This window comes from Fulvivirga aurantia (assembly GCF_009711475.1).
Taxonomy (GTDB): Bacteria; Bacteroidota; Bacteroidia; order Cytophagales; family Cyclobacteriaceae; genus Fulvivirga; species Fulvivirga aurantia.
On record NZ_SMMD01000837.1, the window covers coordinates 1 to 10,125 of the forward strand.

At 39.0% G+C, this 10,125-nt stretch carries 13 protein-coding genes; 4 read left to right on the plus strand and 9 right to left on the minus strand.

Annotation, left to right across the window (positions count from 1 at the left end):
- Positions 1–965, plus strand: a 965-nt coding sequence (locus E1176_RS20700) for a hypothetical protein (protein WP_185152777.1), incomplete at its 5' end; no start/stop codon positions are given.
- Between the two features lie 264 nt (positions 966–1,229).
- Here E1176_RS20700 and E1176_RS12195 read toward each other — a convergent pair.
- The 6 genes from E1176_RS12195 to E1176_RS12220 all read right to left on the minus strand — a co-directional run bounded on the left by E1176_RS12195 (position 1,230) and on the right by E1176_RS12220 (position 4,859).
- Positions 1,230–1,985 (minus strand): DUF4097 family beta strand repeat-containing protein, encoded by a 756-nt coding sequence (locus E1176_RS12195; protein WP_155210914.1) that lies wholly within the window; start codon positions 1,983–1,985, stop codon positions 1,230–1,232.
- Between the two features lie 62 nt (positions 1,986–2,047).
- Positions 2,048–2,818, minus strand: coding sequence for a DUF4097 family beta strand repeat-containing protein (locus E1176_RS12200; protein ID WP_155210915.1), 771 nt, complete (start codon positions 2,816–2,818; stop codon positions 2,048–2,050).
- 50 nt (positions 2,819–2,868) lie between these two features.
- Positions 2,869–3,651: a HEAT repeat domain-containing protein gene (locus E1176_RS12205; RefSeq protein WP_155210916.1), complete on the minus strand. Its 783-nt coding sequence runs from the start codon at positions 3,649–3,651 to the stop codon at positions 2,869–2,871.
- A 2-nt stretch (positions 3,652–3,653) separates the two neighbouring features.
- A complete protein-coding gene (locus E1176_RS12210; RefSeq protein ID WP_155210917.1) occupies positions 3,654–4,193 on the minus strand; it encodes an RNA polymerase sigma factor in 540 nt (179 codons plus the stop codon).
- Between the two features lie 191 nt (positions 4,194–4,384).
- Complete coding sequence (locus tag E1176_RS12215; RefSeq protein ID WP_155210918.1) at positions 4,385–4,594, minus strand: hypervirulence associated TUDOR domain-containing protein; 210 nt, start codon at positions 4,592–4,594, stop codon at positions 4,385–4,387.
- Positions 4,595–4,604: 10 nt separating this feature from the next.
- Positions 4,605–4,859: a DUF7218 family protein gene (locus tag E1176_RS12220; RefSeq protein ID WP_155210919.1), complete on the minus strand. Its 255-nt coding sequence runs from the start codon at positions 4,857–4,859 to the stop codon at positions 4,605–4,607.
- 137 nt (positions 4,860–4,996) lie between these two features.
- On the opposite strand from E1176_RS12220, the gene E1176_RS12225 reads away from it, so the two are divergent.
- Both E1176_RS12225 and E1176_RS12230 read left to right on the plus strand, forming a co-directional pair.
- A complete protein-coding gene (locus tag E1176_RS12225) occupies positions 4,997–5,542 on the plus strand; it encodes a YfiT family bacillithiol transferase (protein WP_155210920.1) in 546 nt (181 codons plus the stop codon).
- 3 nt (positions 5,543–5,545) lie between these two features.
- Positions 5,546–6,781 carry an aspartyl protease family protein gene (locus E1176_RS12230; RefSeq protein WP_155210921.1) on the plus strand — a complete coding sequence of 412 codons (1,236 nt, stop codon included), beginning with the start codon at positions 5,546–5,548 and terminating at the stop codon, positions 6,779–6,781.
- Here E1176_RS12230 and E1176_RS12235 read toward each other — a convergent pair.
- Positions 6,778–7,347 carry a hypothetical protein gene (locus tag E1176_RS12235; RefSeq protein ID WP_155210922.1) on the minus strand — a complete coding sequence of 190 codons (570 nt, stop codon included), beginning with the start codon at positions 7,345–7,347 and terminating at the stop codon, positions 6,778–6,780. The genes E1176_RS12230 and E1176_RS12235 overlap by 4 nt on opposite strands.
- A 92-nt stretch (positions 7,348–7,439) precedes the next feature.
- Between E1176_RS12235 and E1176_RS12240 the strand changes: the two genes are divergently transcribed.
- Complete coding sequence (locus E1176_RS12240; RefSeq protein WP_155210923.1) at positions 7,440–9,050, plus strand: class I SAM-dependent methyltransferase; 1,611 nt, start codon at positions 7,440–7,442, stop codon at positions 9,048–9,050.
- Between the two features lie 67 nt (positions 9,051–9,117).
- Here the strand turns inward: E1176_RS12240 and E1176_RS12245 are convergent, their stop codons facing one another.
- On the minus strand, positions 9,118–9,615 hold the full coding sequence (locus tag E1176_RS12245; RefSeq protein WP_155210924.1) for a hypothetical protein: 498 nt from the start codon (positions 9,613–9,615) through the stop codon (positions 9,118–9,120).
- A gap of 67 nt (positions 9,616–9,682) precedes the next feature.
- A partial coding sequence (locus tag E1176_RS20705; RefSeq protein WP_185152778.1) for a hypothetical protein occupies positions 9,683–10,125 on the minus strand: 443 nt, incomplete at its 5' end.

Here is a 10,125-nt window from a genome sequence, read left to right on the forward strand (position 1 = left end):
CAGGTGGATCAAGTCAAGGCCCAGGTGAAGCTATTGGAACACCTTTAGGAATTGGTTTGGAAGGAGACTCAGATGGAGGTGGAAACAATAGTAATTCCGTAGATATTATTGGATTTGAGAATCTACCTACTACTGATGAGGAAAGGTTATCATATTTAGAAAATCAACTTAATGAAGACGAGTTTGCACTCTTTAATCAGGAAGAAATAGATTGTATGCAACTCAGAAAATGGAAAAATGTAAGATCAACTAATATTCCTTACTCAGTAAAAGAAAGAATTGAAGTACTAAATCAAGAAAATAAAGAATTAAGTTTTGCATGGGACTTACAGGGCATTAATGATGGTTTTGGTATTGCTGTGAATCTGGATTGTTTTTCTGTAGATGTCCAGCTTCCCTTAGGAACAACACCACAAGAATTTTTGGAATATATGAGACTTAATTTTTTTGATAATTTGGGTAATACTGCTGAGTTCTATCCTCATCCAGATTTGCCAGGGGAAGGTGAAAGATGGCAGAATCCACAAACCGCTCTAGGCTCAATATTAAGTATTTCTATGATTGATGATGACTCTGTCATCTGTATTAATAGGTCTTCTACAAGTTGGACTTTTCTTACTATTAAAGATCCTCGAAACTGGCGTCACCCAGTAGCTGGTTTTAGGCGGTTTGGGTTTACAAATAATGGTGATGGTACATACAATTTTTATACTCGAGGAGTTGATCGAATACGTGGTCCAGCTCAAACACTAGTAAGAGAAGTTGGAATGTTAGCTAATGCAGATATTTTGGATGAGGCCAACAATGTATGGACTGCACTTCAACAAAAAATAAAAAATTACACCGAAGACATTGGAGGAATAGCTAATATAAGAAATCCCGTTATTGTACGGCCAAATTATCAAGAGTATAAAGAAGTTCTTAATGGAAATAGACCTTATGTCTCTGGAGTAAATTGCAATTGAACATGACCAAAAAAATTTTTAATTTATTAGCAATATTTGGCACACTTGCTTACACTCTATTCTTGATAATGAACTGGAATAAATTAAGCTACGGAGCACTCACCACTTTTGCTTGTCATTGGTTCGCTTGTCTAGTTTTTTTTATTATCTGGTTGTGGCATTTTTCATTAAATGGTTGGAGTAAATCAAAATGGGCAGGTGTGATTTTTATAGTCTGCTCAATATTACTTGACTTTATCTGGTTAAGAACGCGATAAATATGAGTCAATTAGTACCTCTGATATACAAATTACCATATTTAGATTCGAGATTGCACTTGGCTCCTCCCCCACTGAGGGCTGCTACTACCGTTGTCCATTTGTAATACTCACCCGAAGATGAGGCGGATCTGTCTAAGGTAAGGTCCAAATCACTAAAGAGCTCTCCAAATTCAATACGGGCAGTAATATTGCGTGGCGAAGAAGCCGGAAGTGTAATGTCTATTCCTCCGTATTTGGATACAATTTCTACAGGTGCAGGTACATCAGATAACTCTACCAAGCCATACTTGGCTTCTATACTTAAAGCCACACGCCTTGGAACTTTGATTTCCAGCTCTATTTCTTTAATCACGCCATGCATCTGATACTGATGTCCTCCACCTTTTTCATCTAGAAACACCTGAATTTCCTTGTCTTTAAAATCATCGGTATCGAAGTAATACTTCTCACCATCACGCTTAATCATTATGCGTTTGGGCAAGCTTTCTAAATTTTCAATGGCTGAGGTGACCACAAGCTTACCATCTTTACGACTTATGTCAAGCTTAAATGCATCATCACTCTCACCATTATTTATCATTACGGAACCTGTGATCCGAATCTCATCTTTATCCCAGGTAGTTATCTTTATCATTTCAGGGTATTTAAATGACATTTCTACGAGATCAATACCCTGCGTACTCGCTGTTTGGTTTATCGTTGTCTGGCTTAGTACTGCTGTATTGAAATATAGCAGAATGCCTATCATTAAGAATTTCATTGTTGTTGAGTTTTTGAGAATTTGGAGATGTCTCATGACCTGAGACATCTCATAGGTTGTTGTTATCGCTTTCTTAAATAAACATTGCCATGGGTAGATGAAACTGACATGGCAACTCCACCCTTGTTGAGTTTGCCTTTAATTTTTTTAGCACCATATACCTTCATGCCGTCCTTGGCCTCTACCTCGATATCAAGGTCTGAATAAACCTCTCCCCAATTGGTCGCGATGCTCAATTCTGCACTGGCAGCTGAAGGAAAAGCTACATCAACATCACCATGTACGGAGGCAATTGCACTTGGCAGCTTTTGATTCAGGTTACTAAATTTTACATCTATATCTCCATGAACCGAACTGGCTGTAACCGGACCGGTAATGTCGATGAGATGTATATCGCCACCGTGGGTTTTCACCTCTATTTCATTACTCATATTTTTGGCCTGAAAATCGTCTCCGTGAATTGATGAATTATGATATCTCACCATCACGCCTTTTGGTACTTTTACCGTGTATTTAGCGTCATTATTTCTAGCCACCTGATAAATAGTAACTGTTGAGCCATCCTTTTTGGCCGACAAACCGATACCTGTATTGTCTGAAAGACCCAATGCATTGATTGGCTTCAGGCCTTTGGCTCGCTCGGGTATTTCATAATTATGTGTGGGCTCTATTATTATTTCACTTCCATCATATCCCTCTACTGATACCTCACTTAGCTCGCTAAACTCCAAAATGCCATTGCTCATGGCTATTTTATGTTGTTGAGCTGTAGCAGGTATGTAGGCTATAATGATTAATAATACTGCCAATGCATTTAATTGTAAATTTTTCATTTTTAGTTCTTTTTTAATTTATCCTATTTATTTCGAGTTGTTATTTCTGTTTACGATAGCTTGAAAACTGCCATGTGAGCCTCGTCTTTTACAGACTCTATATTGGTACTGTCTTCAATCATTTCTTTGAGCTCATTGATTGCTCCTCTTTCCTTCATCTCTACCATCAGGTTGATTAATGTAATTTGTACAATAGCATCACGCTGCTTTTCCAGTGAAGCGATCAGAGCACTACGCACGTGAGGTTGATCTGAAAATTTTGACAAGGCATTTATAGCTGCCAAGCGTACATTTACATTATCGTCTTCGTTCATGGTCTTTACCAGCGCATTAATTATGTCCGTATCGGCCTTGCTCAGCTCGTAGCTTGCGTTTACACCCATCATTCTTTCGCTCGCAGAATTTTGATTATCGAGCGCTAACATCACCATTCGCTTGGTAGCCTCCACCTCTTCTTGCATCGCAAGCATTTGCGCTTGCTTTTCCTGATTTTGGTTAAACCACATGCCTCCAAGTATACCTACTGCTAATAGTGCTACTGCAGCTGCTATCTGCCAGTAGTTTTCACTGCGGAGCTTCACTACTCTTCTCTTTTTACCAGACTCACTCTCAATAGCTTCTTCCAAATTATTTAGAAAGTCTAGCTTGAGACTACTATCCGGCTCATGTTCCCGATCGGCATTAATCAATGCCACTGTCTTTTTTAGTGACTCATATTCCCTTCGATTTTCTTCCGTTTTGGTGATGTGCTTTTCTACGAAGCTTTTTAACTCACCAGTGAGGCGTCCATCGATATAGTCGATCATGAGTTCTTCCATTTTCTTGTCTTCCATACCTATATTTTTTCCAGCTCCAGATACTTGTCTCGCAAAGCTTTAATGGCTCTATGTACTTTTACTTTTACATTGGCCACAGAGGTCTCAAGCACCTGTGCTACTTCTTCATATTTCATTTGTTGAAACCTGGTAAGAATAAGCACCTCTCTTTGCTCTGGCGTAAGCCTAAACAATGAGATATAAAGCAATTTCTCACGCTCATCCTGCACTATGGTTTCATCTACCAATTCAAGTTTATTTTTAATTTCATCTACCTCATCATAATCAGAAATCAACACCTTGTTCTTGCGATAATGATCAGCGTAAATGTTACGCGCCATCTGGTAGACCCATGACTGAAATTTGCTGCCTTCTTTATACGTCTTTCGATATTTTATAAGCCTCAGAAAGGTATTTTGAGTGAGATCGTGCCCAAGCTCCTTATCAAAAGAGATTTTTAAAAAGAAGTTGTACAGACGTTTATGATATCTGTCAAATAAAATAGAAGCCTTTTTCAAGTCCCCATTTTTCACCTCCAGCATAAGCGCCTCATCAGTCATTTTTTCTTATTATAACTTTGAATTGTTGTTGTTCGCGGTAGGATACTTAAGGTAGTAAAAATGGTTACAACTGAATGAAAAGTTTTTTAATAAATTTCCTATTAAGCTGCACCTAACACTATACATCGACATCCATAAAAAAAGAGGTTGAATAAAAATCCAACCTCTTTTTAACAGGAATAGAGATAAGCTTAATCTTTTTCCACTTCACTTTCGAGTTTTAATACCTCTGAGCCATCCTCTTGTTTTATCAATAATGCCTTATCTCCTTGTTCTCCTTTTCTAGTCACTTCATTGCCATCTATAGTACGTGTTACTTCTCTGGTGAACGTTTCTTTTACTTCACCCTTGCCATAGCCATCGCCCCATTTCCATTTTACGTTTGAGCCTTCCTTGATCATATCTTTTTATTTAGTGGTTTCTTAAAGCTTTTATTAATTCTTGTTTATCCATGTCTGAGCGACCATCTATTCCGATTTCCTGAGCTCTTTCATACAACTCTTCTTTTGTCCACTCTTCATATTTATCATGCTTACCTCCCTTTTTGCCAGCTTCCTGACGGTCTGTGTTAGCTATTCGGGCAGCTTTTTCTTTACTATAGCCTTTGTCTCTTAGTTCTTCGTAGGCTTCGTCATCTTTAATACTTGGTCCGTGATCTTTTGCCATAATATTTTCGGTTGGTTTTTCGTAGTTATTTATAGAAGTAAAATTCCGTTTACGGATTTATTACAACGTATAATGTAAAAACAACCCCCGTATCAATTGGTTATTTGTAACTTTCTACTACTAAGCTTTAACTGACTATGGAAACCCTCGAATTAGAAAAACTGAAATATCCGATAGGCGAATTTGTTCCTCCAGAAAATATTACTTCAGCCGATATCGAAAAATGGATAACGGATATAGAAGCCTTCCCTTCCTCATTGGAAAAAGAGGTAAGATCACTTTCCAGTGAGCAGCTAAGTTGGTTATACCGGCCTGAGGGTTGGTCAATCAGGCAGGTAGTGCACCATTGTGCCGATAGCCACATCAACGCATATTGCAGGTGTAAGCTTACCATTACAGAGGATACTCCAGAAATAAGACCCTATTTGGAAGCAAAATGGGCCGTATTACCTGATGCTGATAATGATGATATTGGTGATTCATTGCTTATTCTGGAAGGACTACATAGACGCTGGGTAAAATTATTAAGAAGCTTAAAAGACGAGGATTTATCACGACTTTATTTCCACCCAGAGCACGGTCGTAAGTTCAGACTGGCAGAAGTAATTGGTTCATATGCGTGGCATTGCAACCACCATTTAGCTCATGTAAAGCAGGCGATAGAACACGAAGGCAAATTTTAACCCATGGCAAGACCGATTGGCATAAAACCCCTCCTTAAAAAAACCTCTATTCTGTTACTTCTTTTTGCCTTGAGTGCTTGCGGTGCTGGAAGCAAATGGGTGGAAACAAAAATTCCTCAACAGTTATTTTTAGAGACCATTCCCGTTGATATGAATGTAGACTTGATGTTTGCGACTGTCACCATTAAAGGCAATAACTACAGGTTTTTAGTCGATACCGGGGCTCCGTTTTCAATAAGCGCTGAGGTAGCTAAAGAGATTGATTTTCAACCAACCGGCAGCAGTGTGACCAGTAGTAGTGGGTTGAGAAAAGGACGCCTAAATCATGGCAAAATTAATGAAGTTAATATCGGGCCGATATCTTTTAAAAATGTAACGAGCTATGTTATCGACTTCAAACAATCGATCATACTTGATTGCCTCGGCTTTGATGGTATAATTGGTTCAAACCTTATGAATAGTTGTGTCTGGCAGCTAGACCCGGTAAACGAACAAATAGTCATCACTGATGACATCAGTCGCTTGGAGTCACCTCTAGGCCAATCAATAAGCATGAAAAAAGTAGGTGGACAACAGTCGCCTTATATACCGGTGCAAATCAACAAAGGTGATGTTGGTTATGCACTTTTTGATACCGGCTCGAGCCACTTTATTACAGTTACCTATAAATCTTACTTATCAGCCAAGAAAAAAGGCAAAGCCAGCGCGATTGAGGTGCTTACAGGTAGAGGACTTGGTTCATCAGGCATTTTTGGTAGTGATGATACCACTCAGTTTGAAATAAAACTCAATAAAGTAAAAATCGGCAAGGAGCTTATGCATAATGTGGTAACTGATATGAGCCACACTGATAAAACCAAGGTCGGTATGAAGTTCGTAAAAGGTCGTATTGTCACCTTAGACTTTCCTAATAGCAAGTTTTATATTTCACCAACCGAAACCGCCAATATACCTAAGAATATAAAATCATTTGGTCTCGATATACGCCCCAATAAAAACAACGAGATGATTATTGGGAGTGTCTTTGAAAATAGCCCTGCGGCTGACGCAGGGATTATTACTGATAGTCGTGTATTAGCCGTTGACAATATTGATACTGACATGGAAAATCAGGACCATTGCTCACTTTTCTTTCAAGTAAAAGATCATTTGAAAAATAATGATACCGTGAGAATTACATTAGAAGAATTTGGCAAAAACCGCCAGGTGATTCTTCAGAAAAGAGTTCTTCTCAATTAATTTGACCTCAGCTTACCCATAAAGACACTCACGTTTGAGTTAAAAGGATTACCTGCTGCTCGCCTATGAGAGACAATCTGACCACAGTGCCACAAACAATCTGCAATAGGGCCATTGATCAGATTCCAAAAAGGGTAGTTCGTTGTCCTGCCAATCACTTCATATGACTCCATATCTTCAGGTTTGCTCGCTTTAAGCACTTTACTTACTTTTTCAAAGTTTAATAGGGCTTGCTTTCGCTTGGCTTCGAAACTGAGGCTATTGTCTGATTTTTCAGATGTTTTATGCACTGCGTTGTAAATCATCACAGACATACTATAGATGTGGTCGACTGTTTCTAATATAGTGCGGGTATCTTCTGCAGGCCTATATGTCAAATCCTCAGGTCTGAGGTCGGCAGTGGCCCAATAAAATCTAAAACCCAAACCATCGACCATACGTCCGGCTACAGTACCTGCCGTATAGTTTTCCGGCAATTCAGGTATTTCTTCATAGTAGTCTCGCTGCTGAGCCATGGCGACCGTTATGGTCAAGCTCGCTAGAAAAAATAATGTCGTTGTTTTCATATTTTTTATTTAAGTTTTGACTTCAATTAAATAAACGTCCTTTTACATTCAAAGCACAAATGATTTAAATGGCGTTTGTAAATATTTAATCTATGCTTTCTAAAAAAGAACAGTACGAATTACGCAACCAACTTTTCAGACATCTTGATGGTATTGGTACGGCACCTTCGGCATACACCTTATACGAAAAAGGAGTTATAAAGTACATAAAGGAGCATGGGTCGGTTACTCTGCAAGAAGCAGTTCAGCAGTTTGGTGCAAATGAAGGTTACTTAAATGTAGCATTGAGAATCATGGCCTCACAGGGATGGCTGGAACAAGGCCTTGATAATAAAAAAGACGCTCTCAATTACCAGATGACCACCAAAGGTGAATATGCTTTTGATCTTATTCCATTATATGAGGATGTAGTTGAGTTATTGCGCTTTTCAGAAAAATTTCATGCCCGCAAGTTTGATATCGAACCATTTAATCGACTTGCTGCAATTTTTGATAAGTATAAAAACAGCTATGGTTTAAAGGACACAGAAGATGAGGTGAAAAATGAGGTGCAACAACAAGTACTGGCTCACATCGAAGGAATAATTGTAGGACCGACCGTTGTGAGGCTTGGCATGAGCGGTATGTTTCACAAATATTTTATGGAGGCTTCTTTCAGGCCTGAAGAGTTTCATAGCGATGCAGAAAGCTTTAGGCGATTGCTCGACATATTTGTTGATCTCGATTGGTTTAAGAAAACTAATGGCACCTATCAGTTTACTGAAAAGGGTCTGTTTTATGCAAGAAGAGCCAGTGCCTATGGGGTTACGGTTTCGTACATACCTACTTTTAGAAAGCTGGATGAACTGATTTTTGGCGACCCAAATTACTTCAGTAAACAAAAAGGAGTGCCCGAAGAGCATGTAGACCGCGAAATGAATGTTTGGGGAAGTGGTGGGGCACATTCCGCCTACTTTAAGGTAGTTGATGAAATTATAATTGACATGTTTAATAGGCCCATTGCCGAGCAGCCAAAAGGCATCTTAGATATGGGTTGTGGTAATGGGGCATTTCTAAAGCATATCTTCGATGTAATCGAAAAGCAAACCTCAAGAGGCAAAATGCTCGATGAGCACCCTCTGTTTTTAGTAGGTGCCGATTATAACGAAGCGGCACTTGATATTACAAAATCAAATTTAATTGCTGCAGACATTTGGGCTAAGATCATTTGGGGCGATATAGGTAGACCTGACTTGCTCGCCAAGGACCTTCAGGAAAACTATGGAATCGACATTAAGGACTTACTAAACGTGCGTACGTTTCTCGATCATAACCGAATCTGGGAAGAACCTGATACTCAAACCCAGGACAGACACAGTAAATCTACAGGTGCTTTTGCTACCAAGGGTAAAAGGTTAAGCAATAATCTGGTTGAAGAATCCTTGTTAGTACATTTTAAGAAATGGGCTCCTTTTGTTAAAAAATTTGGTTTGCTGGTAATAGAATTACATACCATTCCTCCACATCTGGCAGCGCAAAATTTAGGGCAGACCGCAGTTACAGCCTATGATGCTACTCATGGTTACTCAGACCAATATATTGTGGAGGTAGAAGTTTTTCATAAAATAGCTCAGGAAGCGGGGCTCACAGTTAATCAGGATCATTTTAAGAAATTTCCTGACGGTGAATTAGCGACTGTAAGTATAAATTTACTGGAAGGATAAAATGTAAAAAGGCCTGTCTCCCAACACTGGAGAACAGGCCTTTCTCATAACAATAAGCCAACTATTGTTATTTGATAAAAGTCACTTCAAGGTCTCTAACTGCAACCGGCACAAACGGCTTCATTCCAGAAAGGTCTACAAACTCATCGCTAAATGAAGCAGGCTTGTTCTCTTCGCCTGAAGCGATAAACCCAGCTGCGTTGAAATATGCAGGAGAAAGCGCATCTCTTAAAATATCATCGATAACCGCCTGATCGTTATAACCTGCTGCTTTGATCTCCGCATCAAGTACGGCATACACAGAATAATCAACCAATACATCATCAGTATCAACATCAGAAGGAGGTAGTGCAAGCTTTACTACACCAAGATCAGCTACTTCATCGCCTCTACCCACGAAAGCATAATTTCTGCTGATTGGGTTTTGCTCATCTATGATTGCAACATCAGGGTGGTTTGAGTTACCCATGATCTCAACAACATCACCATTTTTACCAACAAACATTTTCATCGCGTTGATATCTCCATTATTTTCAATATTCAGTCCAGAAATAGATACTGCCATTGTAGCTTCATAGTTTACATCGTCCTCTGAGTAATCTATTCTTATGAATGCATTTTCGTTGTCAGTTTCAGTTCTGTCGATATTGGTGTAAGTTTAAGATACCTACTCCTTTTATAGGGCTGGTATTCCAAAGTAACTGTAGTCCCATTTTGTCATCAGCCACATCAAACATGGTCATTTCATACTCATATGATACGCCACCTCTGGTTACACCTCTTGTGATAATAAGTTTTTTATCTCTACCATCATCATCACTTGTAAATGAAAGCTCGTTGATGTTTTGCTGCTCAAGCGCAGAAGCAATTTGTAAAGTAAATTCTATAACTTCAGCAGAGTGCTCTCCTAACGCTATAAAATATCTAAGACTTTCATAAATCTCATTTCCTTCGATGTAGCCATCACCATCACCCGCTTCTCTACCACTCAACGGACTAGCTTTTTTACCACTAAGCGAGCCATCAATACTACTACTGATAGTATTAGGAATATCTACGGTAAAATTTTCTGGTA

What these genes read in the sequence shown, in the direction of transcription:
- E1176_RS12210 (WP_155210917.1), bottom strand. Translation starts at nt 4,193, where the DNA reads ATGACTGATGAGGCGCTTATGCTGGAGGTGAAAAATGGGGACTTGAAA.
- E1176_RS12200 (WP_155210915.1), bottom strand. Translation starts at nt 2,818, where the DNA reads ATGAAAAATTTACAATTAAATGCATTGGCAGTATTATTAATCATTATA.
- E1176_RS12230 (WP_155210921.1), top strand. Translation starts at nt 5,546, where the DNA reads ATGGCAAGACCGATTGGCATAAAACCCCTCCTTAAAAAAACCTCTATT.
- E1176_RS12240 (WP_155210923.1), top strand. Translation starts at nt 7,440, where the DNA reads ATGCTTTCTAAAAAAGAACAGTACGAATTACGCAACCAACTTTTCAGA.
- E1176_RS12215 (WP_155210918.1), bottom strand. Translation starts at nt 4,594, where the DNA reads ATGATCAAGGAAGGCTCAAACGTAAAATGGAAATGGGGCGATGGCTAT.
- E1176_RS12205 (WP_155210916.1), bottom strand. Translation starts at nt 3,651, where the DNA reads ATGGAAGACAAGAAAATGGAAGAACTCATGATCGACTATATCGATGGA.
- E1176_RS12245 (WP_155210924.1), bottom strand. Translation starts at nt 9,615, where the DNA reads ATGGCAGTATCTATTTCTGGACTGAATATTGAAAATAATGGAGATATC.
- E1176_RS12220 (WP_155210919.1), bottom strand. Translation starts at nt 4,859, where the DNA reads ATGGCAAAAGATCACGGACCAAGTATTAAAGATGACGAAGCCTACGAA.
- E1176_RS12195 (WP_155210914.1), bottom strand. Translation starts at nt 1,985, where the DNA reads ATGAAATTCTTAATGATAGGCATTCTGCTATATTTCAATACAGCAGTA.
- E1176_RS12225 (WP_155210920.1), top strand. Translation starts at nt 4,997, where the DNA reads ATGGAAACCCTCGAATTAGAAAAACTGAAATATCCGATAGGCGAATTT.
- E1176_RS12235 (WP_155210922.1), bottom strand. Translation starts at nt 7,347, where the DNA reads ATGAAAACAACGACATTATTTTTTCTAGCGAGCTTGACCATAACGGTC.